Annotated in this window: 20 protein-coding genes and 2 tRNA genes; 13 read left to right on the top strand and 9 right to left on the bottom strand. The window is 73.8% G+C overall.

Features of this window, described 5'->3' with window-relative positions; all coding sequences use genetic code 11:
* Positions 1-163: 163 nt before the first annotated feature.
* The 4 genes from AB0E96_RS03070 (at position 164) to pyrE (ending at position 4,278) form a co-directional block, all read left to right on the top strand.
* Entirely contained in the window at positions 164-694 is a 531-nt protein-coding gene (locus AB0E96_RS03070) for a DUF2617 family protein (protein ID WP_359817760.1), read from the top strand.
* Between the two features lie 154 nt (positions 695-848).
* Positions 849-2,504, top strand: a complete 1,656-nt coding sequence (locus tag AB0E96_RS03065; protein WP_359817758.1) for a polyamine aminopropyltransferase — start codon at positions 849-851, stop codon at positions 2,502-2,504.
* Between the two features lie 188 nt (positions 2,505-2,692).
* Entirely contained in the window at positions 2,693-3,697 is a 1,005-nt protein-coding gene (locus AB0E96_RS03060; protein WP_359817757.1) for an SRPBCC domain-containing protein, read from the top strand.
* A 44-nt stretch (positions 3,698-3,741) separates the two neighbouring features.
* Entirely contained in the window at positions 3,742-4,278 is a 537-nt protein-coding gene (gene pyrE, locus AB0E96_RS03055) for an orotate phosphoribosyltransferase (protein ID WP_049659651.1), read from the top strand.
* Between the two features lie 114 nt (positions 4,279-4,392).
* Here pyrE and AB0E96_RS03050 read toward each other — a convergent pair whose 3' ends face one another.
* Positions 4,393-5,118 (bottom strand): VTT domain-containing protein, encoded by a 726-nt coding sequence (locus AB0E96_RS03050; RefSeq protein ID WP_359817754.1) that lies wholly within the window; start codon positions 5,116-5,118, stop codon positions 4,393-4,395.
* A 417-nt stretch (positions 5,119-5,535) separates the two neighbouring features.
* Here AB0E96_RS03050 and fbaA point away from each other — a divergent pair, with 417 nt between their 5' ends.
* Complete coding sequence (gene fbaA, locus AB0E96_RS03045; RefSeq protein WP_359817752.1) at positions 5,536-6,558, top strand: class II fructose-bisphosphate aldolase; 1,023 nt, start codon at positions 5,536-5,538, stop codon at positions 6,556-6,558.
* A 118-nt stretch (positions 6,559-6,676) separates the two neighbouring features.
* Here fbaA and AB0E96_RS03040 read toward each other — a convergent pair whose 3' ends face one another.
* Positions 6,677-7,096 carry a DUF3151 domain-containing protein gene (locus tag AB0E96_RS03040; protein WP_359817750.1) on the bottom strand — a complete coding sequence of 140 codons (420 nt, stop codon included), beginning with the start codon at positions 7,094-7,096 and terminating at the stop codon, positions 6,677-6,679.
* Positions 7,097-7,316: 220 nt separating this feature from the next.
* Here AB0E96_RS03040 and AB0E96_RS03035 point away from each other — a divergent pair, with 220 nt between their 5' ends.
* Complete coding sequence (locus tag AB0E96_RS03035) at positions 7,317-8,120, top strand: DUF3152 domain-containing protein (RefSeq protein WP_359817748.1); 804 nt, start codon at positions 7,317-7,319, stop codon at positions 8,118-8,120.
* 37 nt (positions 8,121-8,157) lie between these two features.
* On the opposite strand, the gene AB0E96_RS03030 is transcribed toward AB0E96_RS03035, so the two are convergent.
* The 4 genes from AB0E96_RS03030 to purS form a co-directional block, all read right to left on the bottom strand.
* On the bottom strand, positions 8,158-8,973 hold the full coding sequence (locus AB0E96_RS03030; protein ID WP_359817747.1) for a sterol carrier family protein: 816 nt from the start codon (positions 8,971-8,973) through the stop codon (positions 8,158-8,160).
* Positions 8,974-9,037: 64 nt separating this feature from the next.
* Positions 9,038-11,293 (bottom strand): phosphoribosylformylglycinamidine synthase subunit PurL, encoded by a 2,256-nt coding sequence (gene purL, locus AB0E96_RS03025; RefSeq protein ID WP_359817745.1) that lies wholly within the window; start codon positions 11,291-11,293, stop codon positions 9,038-9,040.
* Entirely contained in the window at positions 11,293-11,970 is a 678-nt protein-coding gene (purQ, locus tag AB0E96_RS03020) for a phosphoribosylformylglycinamidine synthase subunit PurQ (protein ID WP_359817744.1), read from the bottom strand. Before purQ ends, purL begins: the two co-directional genes overlap by 1 nt.
* Positions 11,967-12,221 carry a phosphoribosylformylglycinamidine synthase subunit PurS gene (gene purS / locus AB0E96_RS03015; RefSeq protein ID WP_049654013.1) on the bottom strand — a complete coding sequence of 85 codons (255 nt, stop codon included), beginning with the start codon at positions 12,219-12,221 and terminating at the stop codon, positions 11,967-11,969. The genes purQ and purS overlap by 4 nt, the downstream gene beginning before the upstream one ends.
* Before the next feature lie 465 nt (positions 12,222-12,686).
* Here purS and AB0E96_RS03010 point away from each other — a divergent pair, with 465 nt between their 5' ends.
* The 7 genes from AB0E96_RS03010 to AB0E96_RS02980 all read left to right on the top strand — a co-directional run bounded on the left by AB0E96_RS03010 (position 12,687) and on the right by AB0E96_RS02980 (position 17,346).
* Entirely contained in the window at positions 12,687-13,004 is a 318-nt protein-coding gene (locus AB0E96_RS03010) for an Lsr2 family protein (RefSeq protein ID WP_030056585.1), read from the top strand.
* Positions 13,005-13,147: 143 nt separating this feature from the next.
* A tRNA-Gly gene (locus AB0E96_RS03005) sits at positions 13,148-13,220 on the top strand.
* A gap of 39 nt (positions 13,221-13,259) precedes the next feature.
* A tRNA-Gly gene (locus tag AB0E96_RS03000) sits at positions 13,260-13,332 on the top strand.
* 185 nt (positions 13,333-13,517) lie between these two features.
* Positions 13,518-14,525: an ABC transporter ATP-binding protein gene (locus tag AB0E96_RS02995; RefSeq protein WP_359817742.1), complete on the top strand. Its 1,008-nt coding sequence runs from the start codon at positions 13,518-13,520 to the stop codon at positions 14,523-14,525.
* Complete coding sequence (locus AB0E96_RS02990) at positions 14,522-15,346, top strand: ABC transporter permease (RefSeq protein WP_359817740.1); 825 nt, start codon at positions 14,522-14,524, stop codon at positions 15,344-15,346. The genes AB0E96_RS02995 and AB0E96_RS02990 overlap by 4 nt, the downstream gene beginning before the upstream one ends.
* A gap of 112 nt (positions 15,347-15,458) precedes the next feature.
* A complete protein-coding gene (locus AB0E96_RS02985) occupies positions 15,459-16,688 on the top strand; it encodes a sensor histidine kinase (protein ID WP_359817738.1) in 1,230 nt (409 codons plus the stop codon).
* A 34-nt stretch (positions 16,689-16,722) separates the two neighbouring features.
* A complete protein-coding gene (locus AB0E96_RS02980) occupies positions 16,723-17,346 on the top strand; it encodes a response regulator transcription factor (protein ID WP_359817736.1) in 624 nt (207 codons plus the stop codon).
* Positions 17,347-17,375: 29 nt separating this feature from the next.
* Here the strand turns inward: AB0E96_RS02980 and AB0E96_RS02975 are convergent, their stop codons facing one another.
* From AB0E96_RS02975 to AB0E96_RS02965, 3 genes are all read right to left on the bottom strand, one after another.
* Positions 17,376-18,275 (bottom strand): phosphoribosylaminoimidazolesuccinocarboxamide synthase, encoded by a 900-nt coding sequence (locus tag AB0E96_RS02975; protein ID WP_359817735.1) that lies wholly within the window; start codon positions 18,273-18,275, stop codon positions 17,376-17,378.
* Between the two features lie 88 nt (positions 18,276-18,363).
* Positions 18,364-19,902, bottom strand: a complete 1,539-nt coding sequence (locus tag AB0E96_RS02970; protein ID WP_359817733.1) for a N,N-dimethylformamidase beta subunit family domain-containing protein — start codon at positions 19,900-19,902, stop codon at positions 18,364-18,366.
* Positions 19,903-20,130: 228 nt separating this feature from the next.
* Positions 20,131-21,726, bottom strand: a complete 1,596-nt coding sequence (locus tag AB0E96_RS02965; RefSeq protein WP_359817731.1) for a hypothetical protein — start codon at positions 21,724-21,726, stop codon at positions 20,131-20,133.
* Positions 21,727-22,340: the final 614 nt, after the last annotated feature.

Here is a 22,340-nt window from a genome sequence, read left to right as displayed (position 1 = left end):
CCCGGCGTATTCGTGCTTCTCTGCTGCTGAATCTCCAGCCGGAATCCTTCCTTCCACGGTCGGCCGCGCCCAGGGCCGCACAGCCACGAACAGCCTCGCCATCGCCTAGGCCTACTCGCTGCTGCTCGGCGGGCGCGCACGGAGCTGAAACGCGGAGCCGAGCATGCTCACCACACTGCAGACCTCCTACACGGACACCCGCGCCGGTGACCTCGCCTGGTGCCTCGGCGGCGACCCGCTGCCCGCTCTCGCCGTCCGCGACCTGAGACTCGACGGATGCGGCCGCCCGGGCGCCTCCGGGACCCTCCAGCTGCGCCTGCTGGGCGCCTCCCACCAGGTGGTGATCGACGCGGGCCCCGGCCAGTGCCTGGAGACCGTCGCCTGTCTGCCCGGCCGCCGCACCCCGCTGCCGGCCCGGGTGGCCAAGCAGGTCGGCGGCTGGGAGTACGAGTTCGCCGCCCGCATCGAGGCGCTGCCGCCGCACGACTTCGCGGCCCGCGCCCAGGAACTGCTGGCCCTGGTCGAGGGGCACCCCCGGGGGCTCGCCGGAGTCTTCCCGGGCGACCCGAGCGCCTTCACCGCGCTGGTCGCCCAGGGCGGCGCGGACCGGCTGCTCTGGCGCACCTGGCACGCCTACCCGCAGGAGGGGCAGCTGGTGTGCACCCGCTCCTCGCTGGTGGTGTCCGGGGCATGACCACCCGAAGCCCGGACCGGAACACCGATCCGGCCGTAGGCCTCCCGGCACTGGCCTGCGAATCGTACGCAGGAACGGTTCGTCAATCCGACGTTGCTCACTGTCCGTCGGATGGGCGCAGCCATCCGTCCCGCACGTCCCCTAGCGTTTGTTCGTGATCAACCATCCGGCCGGTCCGCCCGCACGCCCGCGAGTGGACCTCGACGACGGCACCCCACTCCGGCCCGGGCGACCCCTCGCCCCACTCCTGCCCGCCCGCCGTCGGCCCCGGCTGCGCTCCCGCCCCCGACTCGCCCGCCTGAGCGTCCTGCTGGCCGCGTTCGTCTGCGCGGCCTGCGGACTCGTCTACGAGCTCGAACTCGTGGCGCTCGGCGACTACCTGCTCGGGGACACGGTCACCCAAACCTCCGTCGTGCTCTCCGTCATGGTGTTCGCGATGGGCCTCGGCTCACTGCTCGCCAAACGGCTCACCCACCGGCCCGCCACCGCCTTCGCCCTGGTCGAGTGCGCGCTCGCGCTCACCGGCGGACTCTCCGTCCTCGCGCTCTACTCCTGCTGGGCCTGGATCGGCCGCTACCAGGCCGCCATGGTCGGCCTCACCTGCCTGATCGGCGTCCTCATCGGCGCCGAGATCCCCCTGCTGATGACGCTCATCCAGCGGATCCGGCGCGAGGACGCCGGGCGGGCCGTCGCCGACCTGTTCGCCGCCGACTACGTGGGCGCGCTGGTCGGCGGCCTCGCCTTCCCGTTCCTGATCCTGCCCGCCCTCGGACCGGGCGACGGAGCACTGCTCACCGGTGCCGTCAACGCCGTCGCCGGAGCGGCCGTGGTGCTCTGGCTGTTCCGCGACGAACCCGCCCCCGGGATACGACGGCTCCTCTGGGGCGGCTGCCTGCTCGTCCTCGCCGCGCTCGCGGCGGCCGCGGCCGGCTCCGACGCCATCGAGCGCGCCGCCCGGCACGCCCTGTACGGCGACCAGGTCCGCTACGCGACCCGCGGCCGCTCCCAGGAGATCGTGCTCACCGGCCCCGCCGAGGGCCCCCTCCGGCTCTACCTGGACGGCCGGCTCGCGGTCTGCGGGCCCGACGAGTACCGGGGCAGCGAGGGCCTGGTGCACCCCGCCATGGCGGCCGGCCCGGACGCCCGGGTCCTGCTGCTCGGCGGTGGCGACGGGCTCGCCCTGCGGGAGGTGCTGCGGCACCGGGGCGTCCGCACCGTCCGGCTGGTCGACTCCGACCCCGCCCTCCCCCGGATCGCCCGCACCGACCCCGGGCTCTCCGCCCTCGGCGGCCGCTCGCTCGACGACCCCAGGGTCCGCACCACCGCGGCCGACCCGATGGCCTGGCTGCGCGACGCGGGAGCCTCCGGCGCCGACGGACCGTACGACGTGGTGCTCGCCGACCTCCCGGCCCCGGCCGACGGCGGACCGGTCAAGTTCCACTCCCAGGAGTTCTACGGCCTCGCCACCCGGCTGCTCTCCCCCGGCGGCCGGATCGCCGTCCGCGCCGGGAGCGGCCTGGACGGCCTGGACGGCCTCTGGCAGATCGAGTCCGGCCTGCGCACCACGGGCCTGCAGACCGTGCCGTACGCCGTCCCGGGCAGCGCCACCGCCACCTGCCGCCCCGGCCCGCCGGACGACGCCCAGAACTTCCTCCTCGCCGCCGCCACCCGCCCCGCGCTCACCCTCGCCCCCGACGCCCCGCCGCCCCGCGCCCTCACCACCGACGCCCTCCGCGCCGCCACCACCCGCCTCACCGCCCTCCGCCCCACCCGTCCCCCGGCCGCCCTCACCCTGCTCGGCCCCCGCTGAGCCGGGCCGGGCCCGGGGCCCGCGGGGGCGACCGCCGGCCCTCGGGCCCGGACGCACCCCGGAGGAGTCCGAGCCGGGACGGGCGCGGCCCGGGTGTCGGTTCGACGGCCGGGGGAACAGCCCGGGCGGGGAAAATCTGGTGGTGGTGGGTAGGGACCGGGCGGGGGCCAGTCGGTAGGCTCCGTGACATGGAGCATGAGGTTGTCGTCCCGATGTCCGCCGAGCTGGTGCGGCAGGCCTTGCAGGATCCGGCGCTGCTGGCGCGGAGCGTGCCGGGGCTGAGCACCGAGCCGGCCGCGGTCGGGGCCGGTGCGGCCGAGGAGATCGGCGGCCGGCTGAAGCTGCGGATCGGCGGCTCCACGATCACGTACAAGGGCGTGCTGTCGCTGATCGAGGGCCGGGAGGGCGTGCTGACCGTGTTCGCCGAGGGCGAGGAGGCCCGGGGCAGCGGTGAGGTGACCGCCACCGTCCGGGTCAGCGTCGCGGACGGCGCCGAGGAAGGCACCGCGGCGATCCGCTTCACCGGCGATCTGAGCGCCACCGGCCGGCTGGCCGAGTTCGACGAGGAGACCCTCGACACCACCGGCCGCCGCCTGCTGGACAGGTTCGCCGCCGCGCTGGTCGCCCCGGAGGGCGAGCAGCCCCAGGAGGACCAGGACCAGGACGACGCCGAGCCGGCCGGGTCGGAGGCCACCGGGACCGACGCCGGTGTGGTCTTCATCGAGGAGCGCCAGGACCTCCCGGGTGACGACCTGGACGACGACCTCTCCGACCTGATCGCCTTCTCGGACGCCGACGCCGAGCGCTTCGGCCTGCCGACCGGCTCCGCCGACGACGACGAGGACGACGTCGACGACGCGGAGGGGTCCGAGCAGGACGGCGTCGCCGAGGAACTGCCCGCCGAGCCGCTCTTCGCGTACGAGGAGGAGCCGGTGCTCACCGGCCCGGTGCGCCGCAGCATCGTCGGCCGGTCCGCCGAGGAGGTGGACCACGCCCCGCCGCGCGGCCCGTACGCCCCGGCGCTGCCCGCCCGCAGCGCGCGGGCCCGGGCGGCGTCCCGCTGGGGCGGGGAGGCCGGCGGGATCGTGGTGCCGGGCACCGGCGGCCGCAGCGCGGTGCCGTGGGTGATCGGCGGTTCGGTCGCCCTGCTGGGCGGCGCCGTGGTGCTGGTCAGGGCGCTGCGCCGACGCTGAGCCGGGAGCGCCGCCGGGCCCGCCAGGGCCTAGACTGAACGCTCATGAGCAACGACCGCGACGCCCTGCTGGCACAGATCAAGGACAAGGCCGTCGTGCACGGCAAGGTCACCCTCTCCTCCGGCAAGGAGGCCGACTACTACGTCGACCTGCGCCGGATCACGCTGGACGGCGTGGCCGCCCCGCTGGTCGGCCGGGTGATGCTGGACGCGACCTCGCACCTGGAGTACGACGCCGTCGGCGGTCTGACCCTGGGTGCCGACCCGGTGGCCGCCTCGATGCTGCACGCCGCCGCCGCGCGCGGGCAGCAGCTGGACGCCTTCGTGGTCCGCAAGACGGGCAAGGCGCACGGCCTCCAGCGCCGGATCGAGGGCCCGGAGGTCAAGGGCCGCCGGGTCCTGGCCGTCGAGGACACCTCCACCACCGGCGGCTCGGTGCTGACCGCCGTGGAGGCGCTGCGCGAGGCGGGCGCCGAGGTGGTCGGCGTCGCGGTGATCGTGGAGCGCGGTGGCGCGGCCGCCGTCGAGGCCCAGGGCCTGGAGTACGTGACCGCGTACACCCTGGACGACCTGGGTCTCTGACCCCGGGCCGACGGCCGGTGCCCCGGGGAGCGACCGGCACGACGAACGACAGAGGGCCGGTGCTGTTTCACGTGAAACAGCACCGGCCCTCGCCGTGTCCGGAGCGGCGGACGCTCAGCCCCGCCGGTGCCGGCCGCCGCCGGCCTGGGCCTGGCTCTCGTCGCCGACCTCGGCGGCGGCGCCGCCGGCCCGCTTCTTCTTCCGCTCGCGCATGACCTCGACCAGGATCGGCGAGATCGACAGCAGGACGATCAGCAGCACCGCCGGGATCAGGTACTTGTCGATCACCGGGGCGAGCGCGTCACCGAAGAAGTAGCCGATCAGCAGCATGGACTCGGTCCACAGCACGCCGCCGATCACGTTCCAGACGAAGAAGGTGCGCGCGGGCATCTCCAGGGTGCCGGCGACCGGGTTCAGGAAGGTGCGGATGATCGGCATGAAGCGGGCCAGCACCACGGCCTTGCCGGAGCCGAACTTGTTGAAGTACTCCTCCGCCTTCACCACGTACTCGCGGCGGAAGATCTTCGAATCGGGCTTGTCGAACATCTTCGGCCCGACCTTGGCCCCGATCAGGTGCCCGAGCTGGGCGCCGGCGATCGCCGCGATCGGGCAGCCGATCAGCAGCACGGCGATCGGCAGCTTGGCGCCGTCGCCGAGCACCGAGGAGGCGGCGTTCGAGGCGGCGACACCCGCGAGGATCAGCAGCGAGTCACCCGGGAAGAAGAAGCCGACCAGCAGGCCGGTCTCCGCGAAGATGATCGCGATCAGCCCGATGGCGCCGAGGGACGAGATCAGGGATTTGGCGTCGAGCAGGTTGACGGCCAGCTGGTTGTAGTCCACGGGCGCAGGATAGCGGGCGCACCTTGCCGGCGAAGCGGGCGTCCCGTACCGGCGGGGCCCGCCCGGCGCCGCTCCCGGCCGCCGCCCGGGCCGCCCGGGGAGCGGCGGAGCGCCGGCTGAGCACCGGTCGGGGGCCGGTCGGGGACGGTCCGGAGTGCCGCCGTGCGCCCGTGCCGTGCGACGTTCCGCATGGCGGGCTCCTGCTGACCCGCAGGCACGAGTCTGGGAAGATGGCACAGGCGTCCGGTCCGCAACGGCACACCACCCTCATGGCCGTACCGCGGAGGTCGCCTCGAACGTGCCGGAGAGCCACACCGCAACGCCGCGCGTCGGCGGGCCGGCACGGAGTCGTCACGAAGGCGTACACAGCGTCGGACAGCACCGTCCGTACGCCGCAACCCGACAGGAGCGGATCGCATGCCCATCGCAACTCCCGAGGTCTACAACGAGATGCTGGACCGGGCCAAGGCGGGCAAGTTCGCCTACCCGGCCATCAACGTCACGTCGTCGCAGACCCTGCACGCCGCCCTGCGTGGTTTCGCCGAGGCCGAGAGCGACGGCATCATCCAGATCTCGACCGGTGGCGCGGAGTTCCTGGGCGGCCAGCACAACAAGGACATGGTGACCGGCGCCGTCGCGCTCGCCGAGTTCGCCCACATCGTCGCCGCCAAGTACGACGTCACCGTCGCGCTGCACACCGACCACTGCCCGAAGGACAAGCTGGACGGCTACGTCCGCCCGCTGCTGGCGGTCTCCGCCGAGCGCGTGGCCAAGGGCCTGAACCCGCTGTTCCAGTCGCACATGTGGGACGGCTCGGCCGAGACCCTGGCCGACAACCTGGCCATCGCCCAGGAGCTGCTGGCCCAGGCCGCCGCCGCCAAGATCATCCTCGAGGTCGAGATCACCCCGACCGGCGGCGAGGAGGACGGCGTCACCCACGAGATCAACGACGAGCTGTACACCACCGTCAACGACGCCGTGCGCACCGCCGAGGCCCTGGGCCTGGGCGAGAAGGGCCGCTACCTGCTGGCCGCCTCCTTCGGCAACGTGCACGGCGTGTACAAGCCCGGCAACGTCGTGCTGAAGCCGGAGCTGCTGCGCGAGCTCCAGGACGCGATCGGCAAGCAGTACGGCAAGACCGACCCGTTCGACTTCGTCTTCCACGGCGGCTCGGGCTCGTCCGCCGAGGAGATCGCCACCGCGCTGGAGAACGGCGTCGTGAAGATGAACCTGGACACCGACACCCAGTACGCCTTCACCCGCCCGGTGGCCGGCCACATGTTCGCCAACTACGACGGCGTGCTGAAGGTCGACGGCGAGGTCGGCAAGAAGAACACCTACGACCCGCGCACCTGGGGCAAGCTGGCCGAGGCCGGCATGGCCGCCCGCGTGGTCGAGGCCGCCGAGCAGCTGCGTTCGGCGGGCAAGCGCCTGAAGTGAGGCCCGCGCCCCGGACACGCGCTCCGGGCCGCACAGGGACCGGGCGCGGGACGCCCCGGGCCTGAGAACACGGGTGCCCCCGGCGGAGACCGCCGGGGGCACCCGTCCGTCGGGGGGTCTACTGCTTGAGCTCCGCGTACGCCTCCGCGCTGCTGTCCTTCAGGAACTGCCAGCAGCGGGCCTCCTCCTCGGTCTCCTTGATCGCGCCGGCCGCCCGGGCGAGGGCCGCCAGGCAGCGCAGGAAGCCGCGGTTGCCGCGGTGCTCCCACGGCACCGGTCCGTGGCCCTTCCAGCCGCTGCGCCGCAGCGCGTCCAGGCCGCGGTGGTAGCCCGTCCGGGCGTAGGCGTACGACTCGACGTATCGGCCGGCCGCGAAGGCGTCGTCGGCCAGCATGGCCCATGCCAGGCAGAAGGCCGGGAACTCGGCCGCCACCTGGGTCGGGGAGGCCGATTCCTCCGCCAGCATCCGGTAGGGCCGTTCCTCCTCCGGGAGGAGGGTCGGTTCGGGACCGTCGAGAAGATTCCTGTGAATCGCCATGCCCTGAAGTCTGCCACCCGAGACGCAGGGGTCAACCGCCGTCCCGTCCGGACCGCCGCGCCGGGGCCGCGAACCCGCGGACGAAGTGCGTGGACATTCACCCGTTCGCCGTGCCAGTGTGAAGATCATGTCCGCAGCCCGATCCGTCGGCAGGCGCACCGCACCGCCCCGGAAGGGCGGTCGCCGACGCCGCCGACCGCGGCGCAGACCCGGTCCTGGCATGCTCACGGCATTCGCGGTCTCCGCGCTGGTGCTCGGCGCCACCGCGGTCATGCTGAACCGCCCCGCGCAGACCCCTGCCGCCACCCCGACCACCCAGGCGAGGGTCGCCCCGCCCGCCGAACAGGCCGCCACGGCGGCGCAGACCCCTCCCCCGGGCCCCGCGCCGGCCGACACCCCGCCGCCCGCGCAGTCCCCGGCCCCGACGGCGCCTCCCGCGCCCCCGGCCCCGGACCCCGGGCCCACCAAGGGGGCGGGCACCTTCGCCGTCGCCCCCGCCACCGCCAAGCCGGTCGGGCGCGGCACCGTGCGCCGCTACCGGGTCGAGGTCGAGGACGGCATCGGCATCGACGCCCCGTCCGCCGCGGCGCAGATCCACGGCATCCTCGGCGACAGGCGCGGCTGGACGAACGACCGCAAGAACGGCTTCCAGCTGGTCGCCGACGGCCCGTACGACTTCACCGTGAAGATCGCCTCACCGGCCACCGTGGACCGGATCTGCGGCGCCTCCGGCCTGGACACCCACGGCGAGGTCAACTGCAACGTCGGCAACCAGGTCCTCGTCAACTCCAAGCGCTGGAACACCGGTTCACCGCAGTTCAGCGGGCCGCTGGAGGAGTACCGGGCGCTGATCGTCAACCACGAGGTGGGCCACCGGATCGGCCACGGGCACGAGGGCTGCCCGGGCGAGGGCAAGCCGGCGCCCGCGATGATGCAGCAGATCTACGGCCTCAAGGGCTGCACGCCCAACGCCTGGCCGTACTCGGCGGAGGGCACCTACCTCAGCGGGCCGTCCGTGCCGTAGCGGCACCGGCCCGGGTGCGGGCCGGGCCGCGGGCCCCCTATCCGAACACCGGCAGGTACGCCCGCAGGTCGCTGCGCTCCCCCGAGGCGGACACCTCGGCGGCCTCCACCGCCGCCGCCCAGTCGGCCCGGCCGGTGGCCAGCCGGATCCAGGTGAGCGGGTCGGTCTCCACCACGTTGGGCGGGGTGCCGCGGGTGTGCTTCGGCCCCGGCACCGCCTGGACCACCGCGTACGGCGGGACCCTCAGCTCGACCGCGCCACCGGGGGCGCGGTCGGCGAGGACGTCGGCCAGCATCCGGGTGACGGCGGCCAGGGCCTGGCGGTCGTGCGGGAAGGCGTCCCGGCCGAGCGCGGCGGCGAGGTCGTCGGCGTGCACCACGGCCTCGAGCAGTCTGGTCACCAGGTAGTCGGTCAGTGCCATCGACCGACCGCCCAGGACGGCGATCCGCCGCTCCGGTTCCGTCACGGCCGGCCCGTCGAGCGCGGCCCGCACGGCGTCGAGCGTCCGGTCGACGGCGGCGGACACCTCCGCGGGCGGGCCGGCGAACCCGGCCGCCGCGTGCTCGACCACCCGGGTGTCGACGGCCTCGGCCATCGCCTCGGACAGCTCGGCGTAGCCGGCCAGCGAGAGCGCCGGCCCGTCCGGCTCGGGCCCGTCCACCCCGGCCGGCAGGTGGCCCAGCGCCAGGCACAGGTGGGCCAGCAACTCCCGTACCCGCCACGACCCGAGCCGGGTCGGCAGCTCCAACTGCTCGGCGGTGACGCCGTGCACGACGGCGCGGAGCGCCTCGTTCTGGCCGGCCAGCGCGGCGCGGACCTTCTGCGGCTGATAGGTGCGGGGCTTGGCAGGCATGGGCCCAACATACGCCCGGGGGCGGACGGTTCGAGAAGAACCGTCCGCCCCCGGGAGCCGTGCGTCAGGCCAGCAGGGCCTCGATGACACCGGTGTGGGCGTCCTTCAGCTCCGCCAGCGAGACGCTGAACTGGCCCTGGACGTCCAGGCTGTCGCCGTCCACGACACCGATCCGGGTGGCCGGCAGGCCGCGCGCGGTGCACATGTCGTTGAACCGGAGCTCCTCGCTGCGCGGCACCGCCACGACGGCGCGGCCGGCCGACTCCGAGAACAGCAGGACGAACGGGTCCTGGCCCTCGGGAACGACGATCCGGGCCCCGTGGCCGCCCTTGAGGCAGCTCTCCACCAGCGCCTGGCCGAGACCGCCGTCGGACAGGTCGTGCGCGGCGTCGATCATGCCGTCGCGCGAGGCGGCGATCAGGATCTCGCCGAGCAGCCGCTCGCGCTCCAGGTCCACCGCGGGCGGCAGGCCGCCGAGGTGGTCGTGGACGGCCTGCGACCAGGCCGAGCCGCCGAGCTCGTCCGCGGTGTCGCCGAGCAGGTAGAGCAGCTGCCCCTCCTCGGCGAAGGCCAGCGGGGTGCGCCGGGTGACGTCGTCGATGACGCCGAGCACCGCGACCACCGGGGTCGGGTGGATGGCGACCTCGCCGGTCTGGTTGTACAGCGAGACGTTGCCGCCGGTGACCGGGGTGCCGAGCACCAGGCAGGCGTCGGCCAGGCCGCGGGTGGCCTCGGCGAACTGCCACATCACGTCCGGGTCCTCGGGGGAGCCGAAGTTGAGGCAGTCGGAGACGGCGAGCGGCTTGGCACCGCCGGCCGCGACGTTGCGGTACGCCTCGGCCAGGGCCAGCTGGGCCCCGGTGTACGGGTCCAGCTTGGCGAACCGGCCGTTGCCGTCGGTGGCGACCGAGACGCCGAGGTTGGTCTCCTCGTCGATCCGGATCATGCCCGAGTCCTCGCCGGAGGCGAGCACGGTGTTGCCGAGCACGTAGCGGTCGTACTGGTCGGTGATCCAGGACTTGGAGGCCTGGTTCGGGTGGCTCGTGACCTTCAGCAGGTCGGCCTTGAGGCCCTCGCCGGTGGTCGGGCGGGCCAGCCGCTCGGCCGTCGGGGCGTCGGCCTGCAGCGCGTCCTGCCAGCTCGGGCGGGCGTACGGGCGCTGGTAGGTCGGGCCCTCGTGGGCGACGGTGCGCGGCGGGACGTCCACCACGAGCTCGCCGTGCCAGAAGATCTCCAGGCGCTCGCCGTCGGTCACCTCACCGATGACGTTGGCGATGACGTCCCACTTCTCGCAGATCTCCAGGAAGCGGTCGACCTTGTCGGGCTCCACGATCGCGCACATGCGCTCCTGCGACTCGCTCATGAGGATCTCCTCCGGCGAGAGCGTGTGGTCGCGCAGGTGCACGGTGTCGAGCTCGATCCGCATGCCGCCGGAGCCCGCCGAGGCCAGCTCGCTGGTGGCGCAGGACAGACCGGCGCCGCCGAGGTCCTGGATGCCCTTGACGAGCTTCTCCCGGAAGATCTCCAGGGTGCACTCGATCAGGAGCTTCTCCTGGAACGGGTCGCCGACCTGGACGGCCGGGCGCTTGGCCGGCTTGGTGTCGTCGAAGGTCTCGGAGGCGAGCACCGAGACGCCGCCGATGCCGTCGCCGCCGGTGCGGGCCCCGTACAGGATGACCTTGTTGCCGGCGCCGGAGGCCTGCGCGAGGTGGATGTCCTCGTGCTTCATGACGCCCACGCACAGCGCGTTGACCAGCGGGTTGCCCTGGTAGCAGGAGTCGAAGACGACCTCGCCGCCGATGTTCGGCAGGCCCAGGCAGTTGCCGTAGCCGCCGATGCCCGCGACGATCCCGGGCAGCACGCGCCGGGTGTCCGGGTGGTCGGCCGCACCGAAGCGCAGCGGGTCCATCACGGCGACCGGGCGGGCGCCCATCGCCAGGATGTCGCGCACGATGCCGCCGATGCCGGTGGCCGCGCCCTGGTAGGGCTCGATGTACGACGGGTGGTTGTGCGACTCGACCTTGAAGGTGACCGCGTAGCCCTGGCCGACGTCGACGACGCCGGCGTTCTCGCCGATGCCCACGAGCATCGCGTCCGAATCGGGCTTCTTCTCGCCGAACTGCTTCAGGTGGACCTTGCTGCTCTTGTACGAACAGTGCTCGGACCACATGACGGAGTACATGGCGAGTTCGGCGCCGGTCGGGCGGCGGCCGAGGATCTCCCGGATGCGCGCGTACTCGTCCTCCTTGAGGCCGAGTTCGGCCCAGGGCTGGGCGGCGTCCGGGGTCTGCTCGGCGTTCTTGACGGTGTCGAGGCTCATCAGGCGTTCACCAGCTGCTTCAGGACGGAAGTGAAGAAGCCCAGGCCCTCGGTGGTCGGACCGGTGAGCGGCTCCACCGCGTGCTCCGGGTGCGGCATCAGGCCGACGACATTGCCGGCGGCGTTGGTGATGCCGGCGATGTCGCGGTACGAACCGTTCGGGTTGACGTCGACGTAGCGGGCGACGATCCGGCCCTCCGCCTCCAGTTCGTCCAGCACCCGCTCGTCGGCGACGAAGCGGCCCTCGCCGTTCTTCAGCGGGACGACGATTTCCTGGCCCGCCGAGTAATCCCGGGTCCAGGCGGTGCCGGCGTTCTCGATGCGCAGCTTCTGGTCGCGGCAGATGAAGTGCAGCGAGTCGTTGCGGTGGAGCGCGCCGGGCAGCAGGTGCGATTCGCACAGCACCTGGAAGCCGTTGCAGATACCGAGGACCGGCATTCCGAGCTTCGCCTGCTCGATGACGGACTCCATCACCGGCGAGAACCGGGAGATCGCACCGCAGCGCAGATAGTCGCCGTAACTGAATCCGCCCGGCAGGACGACGGCGTCGACCTGGTGGAGATCCTTGTCACGGTGCCAGAGGGCGACCGGCTCGGCGCCGGCCAGGCGGACCGCCCGCTGGGCGTCGCGGTCGTCGAGGGAGCCGGGGAAAGTGACGACGCCTACGCGGGTGGTCACTTGCCCTCCTCCTCGACCCGGACGGTGAAGTCCTCGATCACGGTGTTGGCGAGAAAGGTCTCGGCGGCTTCGCGGATACGGGCGAGCGCCGCGTCGTCGACCGGGCCCTCCACATCCAGCTCGAAACGCTTGCCCTGGCGGACGTCGGCGATCCCGGTGAATCCGAGACGGGGCAGTGCACGCTGCACCGCCTGTCCCTGGGGGTCGAGGATCTCCGGCTTGAGCATGACGTCGACTACGACGCGTGCCACTGGCACTCCCGGTGGTGTCTTCGGTGAGGCGGGGGAACTCCAGACTACCGGTGGTTTCGGGCAGGATTGCTGGCCGGGCATAGCGACGCGCGTAGACCCCAGACCCTTACGCCGCAAGGGATCCGGACCCCCCGCCACCGCCCCGGCCCCGCCGGTTTCCCCGGATTCGACGCCCGGAACGCCCCCGCCCGGAGAACACCCGAATACGGCACTTGGGGACAGATCCGCCCGTCCCGCACATCGGTATCCAGGACCACCGCGAAGAGACGTGAATATCCGGAAAAGAATGCCGGACTCTTCGATTTCGGCCCCCTTCGGGTGCAGAATAGGGCCACCTGTCGCGGCAAGTGCTGCGTATCAGGCGAGCCGTCCGGCACGCCCGTACGCGCTTGCCCGAGTTGGTGCACATCAGGCCCCGGTACCCCCTCGGACCGGCGGCCGAATTGCCCGAGAGGATTGACACCCATGGCTCAGCGTGTAGTTGTCACGCTCTCCGACGACCTGGACGGCGGCGCCGCCGCGGAAACCGTCCACTTCGGCGTCGACGGGAAGTCGTACGAGATCGACCTGTCCGTGGACAACGCGGAAAAGCTGCGGGAGGCCCTCGCTCCGTTCGTCGCCGCCGGCCGCCGCCAGAGCCGCACCGGAAAGTCGTTCCGTCGCACCGCCCTCACCCCGGACCCGGCCGCCGTCCGCGCCTGGGCCCTGTCCCGCGGGATGGAACTTCCGGCCCGCGGCCGCATCCCCAAGCACGTGTACGAGGCGTTCGCCGAGGCGAACTGAGCCCCGCGGGAGCGTGCTCCCCGGTCGCCCCGCCCGCCCGGACCGAAAGGGTGGGGCGACCACCCCGAACGATGCTGTAGAGTATTCCTCGTCGCCGCAACGGAGAGATCCGAAGAGGCGGCCGGTGCCCCACCAGGCACCGTGCGGACGTGGCTCAGTTGGTAGAGCATCACCTTGCCAAGGTGAGGGTCGCGAGTTCGAATCTCGTCGTCCGCTCGCAGTGCGCGAGCACAGCACAACTCAATATCTTGACCTGCGGACGTGGCTCAGTTGGTAGAGCATCACCTTGCCAAGGTGAGGGTCGCGAGTTCGAATCTCGTCGTCCGCTCAGATACGAAGGGCCCCCTCATTCGAGGGGGCCCTTCGGCATTCCTTCCCCCGCTCCCGGCGGGCGGTCCCCGGGCACCGGCGATATCGGCCATGACATTTGTCATCGCCGACCCGTGCGTCCCCACGGCGATGTCATGACGGCACGCACTGCCCGCGGGGCCCGGCCGACGGGAGGCTTGAGGCATGGAAACGAGCCGGCCCTCCCGCCCCAGCGACGACGTGATCGAGGTCACCGACCTGCACCGCCACTACGGCGGCGGCACCACCGGGTACCACGCCGTGCGCGGCGTCGACCTCACCGTCCGCCGCGGCGAGCTGTTCGCCCTGCTCGGCACCAACGGGGCCGGCAAGACCTCCACCATGGAGGTCATCGAGGGCCTGGCCGCGCCCAGCGGCGGCACCGTCCGGGTGCTCGGCCGGGACCCCTTCAAGGAGCGCGCCGCCGTCCGCCCGCGGATCGGCATCATGCTCCAGGAGGGCGGCTTCGCCGGTGAGCTCACCGCCACCGAGACCGGCCGCGTCTGGGCCGGCATGACCAGCGGCGCCCGCCCGGTGGCGGAGGCGCTGGAGCTGGTCGGCCTCGGCCACCGGGCGAACGTCCGGGTCAAGCAGCTGTCCGGCGGCGAGAAGCGCCGGCTGGACCTCGCGATGGCCCTGCTCGGCCGCCCGGAGGTGCTCTTCCTGGACGAGCCCAGCACCGGCCTCGACCCGGAGGCGCGGGCCGCCGTCTGGCAGCTGGTCCGCGAACTGCGCGCCCAGGGCACCACGGTGCTGCTCACCACGCACTACCTGGAGGAGGCCGAGGAGCTGGCCGACCGGCTGGCCATCATGCACGGCGGCCAGGTGGTCACCTCCGGCACCGTCGCCGAGGTGATCGCCGGCCGGCCCTCCCGGATCAGCTTCGAGCTCCCCGAGTTCGCCGGGGCCTCGCTGCCCGCCCTGGCCGGGGCCGACCTCACCGTCGACGGCCGCAAGGTCACCGTGCAGACCCTCGGGCTCCAGGACACCCTGACCGACCTGCTCGGCTGGGCCCGCCACCACGGGATCGCGCTCGGCGCCCTGGACGCCCGCAGCGCCTCGCTGGAGGAGGCCTTCCTCGCGATCGCCTCCGAGGCCGCCCACCAGAACCCCCCGCAGGCGCCCGCCGCCACCCGTCCCGCCCGCCGCCGCCTGATCGGATCCGCCCGATGACCACCGCCACCACCACCGCCGGTCCGAAGAGCACCGCCGTCCGCCGGCTGCTCGCCCTCGGCCGGGCCGAGGCCACCCTGCTGACGCGCAACCGCACGGCCCTGTTCACCGCCCTGGTGCTGCCGCTGTTCCTGGTCGTCGTCCTCCACAGCACGCTGGCGAAGCAGGCCGAGTCCAACCCCGGCCTGGACGTCGACTCGCTGCTGGTCTACGGCTCGGTCGGGATGGTCCTGGCCTTCGTCGTCTACTACAACCTGACCGCCGCGTACGTCGGGCGGCGCGGCGAGCTGGTCCTCAAGCGGCTGCGCACCGGCGAGGCCCGGGACATCGAGATCCTGCTCGGCACCGCCGTCCCCTCGCTCACCCTCGGCCTGCTGATGGCCGCCCTGATCGGGATCGGCGGCAGCGTCGGCCTGCACCTGGCCGTGCCGGTCAACCCGCTGCTGATGCTGGCCGGCCTGCTGCTGGCGCTGGCCACCATGATCGCCCTGGCCGCGCTGTCCAGCGCCTTCACCAAGACCGTCGAGAGCGCCGGCATCACCACCCTGCCCGTCATGCTGGTCATGCAGTTCGGCTCCGGCCTGTTCATCCCGCTGGACGTCATGCCCGAGCAGATGGCGAACGTCTGCCGCCTGCTGCCGACCACCCCTGCCTTCCAGCTGATCCGGGTCGGCTGGTTCGGCACCGACGGCTCGGCCGCCGCGACCGACTTCGCCGGCTCCTGGGGCGCCGCCGGCTCGCACCTGGTCACCGGGAGCATCTGGCTGGGCCTGGCGGTCTGGGGCGCGGTGCGCTACTTCCGCTGGGAGCCGCGCCGCTGACCCGAAGGGCCACCGCACGCCGAAGGCGCTCATCCGTCGGATGAGCGCCTTCGGCGCCTCTGATATGAAGTCTCCGGCAAGATCGTGATCGAACTGGGCGGAAGAATTGAGAATGCGGTCACCGCTGCGCAGCTGGACGAGCCTGAGCAAGCCCCAGCGCACCGAGCTGTACTTCCGCTGGTCGCTCTACTCGATGCCGCTGCTGCTGCTCCCGGCCGTGCTGGTGGTCGCCGGGGCCGGCAGCGACCTGCCGGGCTCCGGCAACGCCGTCCGGGTCTCCGTGCTGGTCGCGCTCGCCGAGACGCTGCTGGGCCTGCGGGCCTGCCGCACCTCGCTCGACCACTACCTGAAGCGCCCCACCGACCACCTGCGCTGGCTGGCCGTCAACGGCGGGTTCGCGGTGGCCGGTTCCTGGGCCGTCCTACTGCTCGGACCGGACGCCGGCGGGGCGGACGGCTCGCGCGCGACGCTGTTCACCTCCACCGTCTCGGTGCTCCTGCTCGTCATGGCCTTCGGCCCGGCGTCCATCGGCCTGTCGCTGCCCCACGCCGCACTGGCCGCCCTCGGCGGGTTCCTGCTGGTCGTCCCAGCGATGGTGCTGGCCGGGCAGGGCCTCGCCGGCACCGCCGGACTGGTGGTCGGCTCCCTGATCATGCTGCCCGTCCTCGGCGGGACCTGCCGCAGCTTCGCCTGGCTGACCTCGGTGGTCTGGGAGCTGGACACCGCCCGCGAGGCCCAGTCCCGGCTGGCCGTCGCCGAGGAGCGGCTGCGCTTCTCCCGCGACCTGCACGACGTGATGGGCCGCAACCTCACCACCATCGCGCTCAAGAGCGAACTCGCCGTCCAGCTCGCCCGCCGGGGACGCGAGGAGGCCGCCGACCAGATGGCCGAGGTGCAGAAGATCGCCCAGGAGTCGCAGCGCGAGGTCCGGGACGTCATCCGCGGCTACCGCACCGCCGACCTGCACGCCGAGGCGATCGGCGCCCGCGCGGTGCTGCGCTCGGCCGACGTCGACTGCGAGATCGACCTCGGCGAGCACGCCGACGAGCTGCCGGCTCCGGTCCAGTCCGTGTTCGGCTGGGTGATCCGCGAGGCCACCACCAACGTGCTGCGGCACAGCGAGGCCGGCCACTGCCTGATCCGGCTGCGGACCGAGGACGGCCGGGCCGTGCTGGAGCTGGAGAATGACGGGGTGCCCGAGGTCCCGTTCCCCTCCCAGGGCAGCGGCACCGGGCTGCGCGGGCTGCGCGAGCGGCTCGCCGCCCACGACGGCGAACTGACCCTGCCGACCGCCGACGCGGGCGTCTTCCGGATGCTCGCCACCGTCCCGCTGCCGCGCTGAGCCCGCCCGAAGAACGCCGAGGAAGGCCCGCCCGATGACCGAGAACGCCGCGCCCGTCCGTGTCCTGCTCGCCGACGACGAGCACCTGATCAGGGGCGCGCTGGCCGCGCTGCTCTCGCTGGAGGACGACATCGAGGTGGTCGCCCAGGCCGGCTCCGGCACGGAGGCGCTGGCGATGGCGCTGGCGCACCGCCCGGACGTCGCGGTGCTGGACCTCCAGATGCCCGGCAAGGACGGCATCGAGGTGGCCGCCCAGCTGCGGCTGCGGCTGCCGGACTGCCGCTGCATGATCGTCACCGGCCACGGCCGCCCCGGCTACCTGAAGCGGGCCCTGGAGGTCGGGATACGCGGCTTCCTGCCGAAGACCGTCTCGGCCTCCGACCTGGCCGGCATCATCCGCACCGTGCGCTCCGGCGGCCGGTACGTGGACCCGGAGCTGGCGGCGGACGCGATCAGCGCCGGCGAGACCCCGCTGACCCCGCGGGAGACGGACGTCCTGGAGCTGGCCGCCGACGGCACCTCGATCGCCGAGATCGCCGAACGGGCCTCGCTCTCCCAGGGCACCGTGCGCAACTACCTGTCCTCGGCGGCCACCAAGCTGGGCGCGGAGAACCGGCACGCGGCCGTGCGGATCGCCCGCGAGCACGGCTGGATCTGAAGCCGCGCCCGCGGGCGGTCCGGGCGGGCTCAGGACCAAGTCGTCCCGGTCAGCCGCTCGTAGACCTCGATGTACTTGGCCCGGGTCCGCTCGACGATCTCGGCCGGCAGCGCGGGCGGCGGCTCCTCGCCGTGGCGGTCCCAGCCGGAGGCCGGGGAGACCAGCCAGTCGCGGATCAGCTGCTTGTCGAAGGACGACTGCGAGCGGCCGGGCCGGTAGTCGTCGGCCGGCCAGTAGCGGGAGGAGTCCGGGGTGAGCACCTCGTCGCCGATCACCAGCTCGCCGTCCAGCAGGCCGAACTCGAACTTGGTGTCGGCCAGGATGATGCCGCGCTCGCGGGCGATGTCCCGGGCCCGGGCGTAGACGTCCAGGGTGGTGCGGCGCAGCCGGGCGGCGAGGTCGGCGCCGATCCGGCGGGCGGTCTCCTCGTAGGAGACGTTCTCGTCGTGCTCGCCGACCTCGGCCTTGAGCGCCGGGGTGTAGATCGGGCCGGGCAGCTCGGAGCTGTTCTCCAGGCCCTCCGGCAGCGCGATGCCGCAGACCGTGCGGCTCTCCTCGTACTCGGCCAGGCCGGAGCCGGCCAGGTAGCCGCGGGCGACCGCCTCGACCGGGACCATCTCCAGGCTGCGGCAGACCAGGGTGCGGCCCTTCCAGTCCGCCGGGGCGCCGGCCGGGACCTCGGTGGAGATCACGTGGTTGGGCACGATGTCGGCGATCCGCTCGAACCACCACAGCGACAGCTGGGTGAGGACACGGCCCTTGTCGGGGATCTCGTTCGGCAGCACCCAGTCGTGGGCGGACGTCCGGTCGCTGGCCACCATGACCAGTTCGCCCGACTCGGTGCGGTAGAGGTCGCGCACCTTGCCGGTGTGCAGGTGGACCAGGCCGGGTACCTGGACCGGCTCGGGCTTGGTGACAAATCCGCTCAAGGTGTTCAGTCCTCAGGGGTCGTTCACGGGCAGGGGCACCGCGAAAGGGGAGGTCACTGCCCCCGCAGTCTTTCACGGCCCCCGCGCGCTAGTTCTTGCAGAGTCGGTCCAGCAGGTTGGCGGTGGCCCGCTGGATCCGCTCGTCGGTCAGGCCAGGGCGGCCCAGCGCCGGCGACCACGCGAAGGTGCCGGCCGCGAAGACGTACGCGCCGCTGGGGGCCCGGTACAGCGAGGTCTCCTGGTAGCGGGTGCGGCCGGCCGGGTCCTGGTACGGCGAGTGCGCCAGCAGCACCCGCTCGATGTGCTCGGGCAGCGCCACCTTGGGGTAGTAGCGGTCGGCCTCGCCGGCGACCAGCCCGGGCAGCTCGTCGCCCTCCTGGAGGCCGGTGCCGTCCCAGAGCCAGTGCGCGGTGTGCCGGGCGACCAGCGGGACGGGCGCGGCGACCCGCCCCGAGTACTGCACCCCGAGCAGGTGCTGCTCGGGCTCCCCGGCGTCCCGCCACAGCGCGCTGGCCGCGCCGGCCGCCCCGGCGGCCGGGCTGCCGGCCCGGACCTTCTGCCGCTTGCGGCAGTTGAGCAGCCGGTTGGGCTCGCCGGAGGCGGCGGCGGTCAGCTCGACCCGCCAGTACATGGTGTTGGCGGAGAGGAACACCAGCGAGGTGCCGCCGTCCCGGGCCCGCTCGGCGGCCCGGCGCATCGGCTCGGACCAGTACTCGTCGTGGCCGGGGAAGACCAGCGCCCGGTGCCGGGACGGGTCCACCAGGCCGGCGTGGAGGTCGGTGGCGGTGGCGTAGGAGAGGTCGTAGCCGTAGCGCTCGGCCCAGCGGATGAAGTCGTACGCGTGGCCGACGTGCAGCGGCAGTCCGGCGGTGGCGTGCGGGCGGTCGAAGGAGACGGTGACGGCCGCCTCCGGCTCGCCGACCAGGCCGCCCCTGCCGTCCCAGGCGTGGTAGAGGCTGGCGCCGGTGCGGCCGTCCTCGGGGAACAGGTTGTACGCCTGCCAGGTCACGTCCGGGAGCACCAGGAGCAGCTCGGCGGTGCGCGCCTGTTCGTCGAAGTCCCGGACGGTGAAGGGGATGTGGCTGCGGTGCAGCATGTCCGCGGTGGTCAGCACGGCGACGTACGATCCGGGCTTCCAGTGCGCCGGGATCTGGAGCCGCCAGGAGTGCCACCAGTGGTGGCAGGAGACCGTGCGGTCGACCACCAGCGGGGCGGGCTGGGCCAGGCCGGAGATCAGCGGGCTGGAGGTCATGTGGCGGGCGCCGTCACCGCCGTAGTGGCCGATCCGGAAGACGTCCACGGTGAACTCGCGGGGCGGGTTGACGGTGACCCGGAAGTCCACCGAGCCCCCGGGGCGGATCACCCCGGCCGAGGCGAAGCCCTTGATCTGCTGGTCCACGTCGTTGGCGCCCTGCGGGCTGCCGACCGACGGCTTGCGCCGGACGCCCGCCGTCAGCGGCTGCTGCCCGGGCGCGTCCACCGAGACGTACCAGGGGACGGCGCCCTCCGCCCCCGCCAGGTACTGGTCCGGGCTGCGCAGCCAGGGCAGCGGGCCCTGACCGAAGGGGTCGGAGACGCTGTAGGCGTGCGTCCCCGACTCCCAGCGGCGGTTGAGTTCGGTCCCCACGCGCCCCTCCCAGGTGCACTTCCGCCCGGTTGGCACGTGCCCCCCGGATGTGCGTGCGGTCTAATACACCACAGAGTGGTGGCGCAACGTCACCCTCCGGTAGCGATTGGTGCAGGGAATCTCGCGCGCCTCCCGGGCAGGGCCTCCGGCCTGCGGAAACGCCCGGCGGCCAGTCGATTTGGGGGCGCGTACCGGAGGTCCGAGCGCCCTCCCGGGGCGCCTGGGACGTCAGAGGCGGACGGGTTTCTCGAGACGGACGTCGGCGGCGTCCAGCCAGGCGCGCAGCGGACCGTCCTGGCCCTGTTCGACGGCCTGGGCGACCGGGCCGGCCAGGTCGGTGCGGCGCACCCCGCCGAGCAGCAGCACCGGGCCGTCCAGCCAGTCCAGGCCGGGGACGCCGCCGGCGGTGTCCACCGCGGCGCAGCAGACCATCGCGGTGACGTGGTCGACCAACAGGTCGCGGCCGCCGCGGTCGGGTTCCAGCAGCGGGGCCGGGGCGGTGGTGCGGGCCAGCTGGGCGGCCAGCGCGGCGGCCAGCAGCTCGCCGTCCCCCTCGGCGAGCCGGCCCAGCAGCCGGGTGAGGGTCGGGGAGCCGGGGCGGGCCTGCGGGGCGAGCCGGTCCAGGGCGGTCTGCAGGGCGGCGGCACCCGCCCGCCAGCCGGCGTCCACCGCCTCGGCCGGGTAGTCGGCCCACTCCAGCTCGTGCCAGGTGCCGGCCGGCGGACGGCCGAAGAACAGTTCGGCGGCCAGCCGGGAGACCGCCCGGTCGACGGCGCCCGGCTCCTCCAGCAGGTCGCAGGCGGGGCGGTCGCCGAGCCGGCTGCCGTAGCCGTCGGCCAGCCGGTCGCGCCGGGACAGCTCGGTGAGGGCGGAGACCACTCCGGCGTTGAGGTGGGCCGGGTGCCGGCCGAGCCGCCAGGCGGGCAGCGCGACCCGGGTGAGCAGCCGGTCCCAGCCCGCGTAGGCCAGGCCGACCTGCTCCTGGGCGGCGATCCGCAGGCCGTAGTCGACCGCCCTGGCCTGCTCGGAGGCCCAGCTCGCGACCGAGCGCTCCAGCTCGGCGGAGTGCCCCCGGCAGGCGCCGAGCAGGCGGCGGACGATCCTGCGGACGACCCGGTCGGCGAGCGCGGCCGGACCGCGCCGGGGCGGCCGGGGCGGGGCGGCCAGGGTGGCGCCGCCGAGGCCGGGGGCCGCGCCGCCGGAGTCCAGGCAGGCGTCCAGATCGCGCAGGAAGCGCCGGGCGGCGGCGATCTCCGGGTCGGCGGAGGCGGCGGTGCCCGCCACCACGGGGGCGAGCAGGGCGCGCAGCTCGCCGGCCCGCATCCACCACAGGAAGGGTGAGCCGATCACCAGGACGGGGGCGGGCGCGTCCGGGCCCGGCCGCGGTGGACGCGACCGCGACGGGGCCGTCCGCCCCGTCGGCGGGACGTCCTCCAGCCAGCTGTCGCAGTCCGGGGTGAGGGCGACGGCGGAGGGCGCGGGCACCTCCAGCCGGGCCGCCAGCTCGTCGATCAGCCGGTACAGCTCGGGGGCCTCGGCGCGCTCCAGGGAGACGGCCGGGGTGCGCGGCGGGACGGCCCGGCGCAGGGCCCGGGCGGTCAGCCCGGCCACCAGCAGGGTCAGCGCGGCGACCGCGCAGACCACCCAGCGGGCGGCGTCCCAGCCGGCCGCGTCGGCGGCCCCGGGCGCGCCGATCCGGCCGGTGAACCGGCCCGCGAGCAGGACCACCGCGACGGCGGCGGGCAGGGCGGCGGCGGCCCGGGCGAGGCCCCGGACCCGCAGGACCGCCTGGGCGTGAGCGCGCGCGTTGTCGACTGCTGCCATACGGTGCGGCACCCCCTTCGGAGCCCTCGGGCGCCCGGCTTCGGGCCCTGAGCCGACTCGAAACGATCAGTTCCGACCGGGAAACGGAGGCGTCCGATCCCCGGTAGTGCATGCTGCGTGGCGCTACTGACATTTTCGACGCCCCGGTCCGGGTGGGCGTTCCGGATCACCCCGGTTTCCACTCGTCCCGGTGACACCGCGCGGTCGTTCCGGTGACGCCGCCCGGACCCCGGCGACCGGTCCGGTGCGAAGCACCCGACGACCGCCCGGCCGGACGCCGTCCAGCATCCCCCCGTGGGAACACCGCTACCCGGCGGCGACCCCGGCGCACGGGCCCCGCGCACCACGATCCAGCGCACCATAAGGCCGGGCGGCCGGTTGCGTCAGCCGGATGCGGGTGCTGTCACCCGATGGGCTGGAATCCGTCGACCGAACGGTGCGTCCGCCCCCACGGCCCCTCCCGCCCCGAAACGCCGGGGACGCTGCGCCCATGGGGTTGACCGGCGGACCCGGTCGTCCACGGCCCCGGCAGGAACCGCCCGCCCGCGCCCGGACCGCCCCCGAGCGCCCGCCCGGGACCGCCCGCGAACACCCGTCCGGGGCCGCCGGGCACG

This window comes from Kitasatospora sp. NPDC036755, assembly GCF_040636595.1.
GTDB lineage: Bacteria > Actinomycetota > Actinomycetes > Streptomycetales > Streptomycetaceae > Kitasatospora.
Note: the sequence above shows the minus strand (reverse complement) of the source record. Positions and strands in the feature narration are given on the sequence as shown.

Coding starts and splice junctions, on each gene's coding strand:
- AB0E96_RS03070 (WP_359817760.1), top strand. CDS start 164: ATGCTCACCACACTGCAGACCTCCTACACGGACACCCGCGCCGGTGAC.
- AB0E96_RS03060 (WP_359817757.1), top strand. CDS start 2,693: ATGGAGCATGAGGTTGTCGTCCCGATGTCCGCCGAGCTGGTGCGGCAG.
- pyrE (WP_049659651.1), top strand. CDS start 3,742: ATGAGCAACGACCGCGACGCCCTGCTGGCACAGATCAAGGACAAGGCC.
- fbaA (WP_359817752.1), top strand. CDS start 5,536: ATGCCCATCGCAACTCCCGAGGTCTACAACGAGATGCTGGACCGGGCC.
- AB0E96_RS03040 (WP_359817750.1), bottom strand. CDS start 7,096: ATGGCGATTCACAGGAATCTTCTCGACGGTCCCGAACCGACCCTCCTC.
- AB0E96_RS03035 (WP_359817748.1), top strand. CDS start 7,317: ATGCTCACGGCATTCGCGGTCTCCGCGCTGGTGCTCGGCGCCACCGCG.
- AB0E96_RS03030 (WP_359817747.1), bottom strand. CDS start 8,973: ATGCCTGCCAAGCCCCGCACCTATCAGCCGCAGAAGGTCCGCGCCGCG.
- purL (WP_359817745.1), bottom strand. CDS start 11,293: ATGAGCCTCGACACCGTCAAGAACGCCGAGCAGACCCCGGACGCCGCC.
- AB0E96_RS03010 (WP_030056585.1), top strand. CDS start 12,687: ATGGCTCAGCGTGTAGTTGTCACGCTCTCCGACGACCTGGACGGCGGC.
- AB0E96_RS02995 (WP_359817742.1), top strand. CDS start 13,518: ATGGAAACGAGCCGGCCCTCCCGCCCCAGCGACGACGTGATCGAGGTC.
- AB0E96_RS02990 (WP_359817740.1), top strand. CDS start 14,522: ATGACCACCGCCACCACCACCGCCGGTCCGAAGAGCACCGCCGTCCGC.
- AB0E96_RS02985 (WP_359817738.1), top strand. CDS start 15,459: ATGCGGTCACCGCTGCGCAGCTGGACGAGCCTGAGCAAGCCCCAGCGC.
- AB0E96_RS02980 (WP_359817736.1), top strand. CDS start 16,723: ATGACCGAGAACGCCGCGCCCGTCCGTGTCCTGCTCGCCGACGACGAG.
- AB0E96_RS02965 (WP_359817731.1), bottom strand. CDS start 21,726: ATGGCAGCAGTCGACAACGCGCGCGCTCACGCCCAGGCGGTCCTGCGG.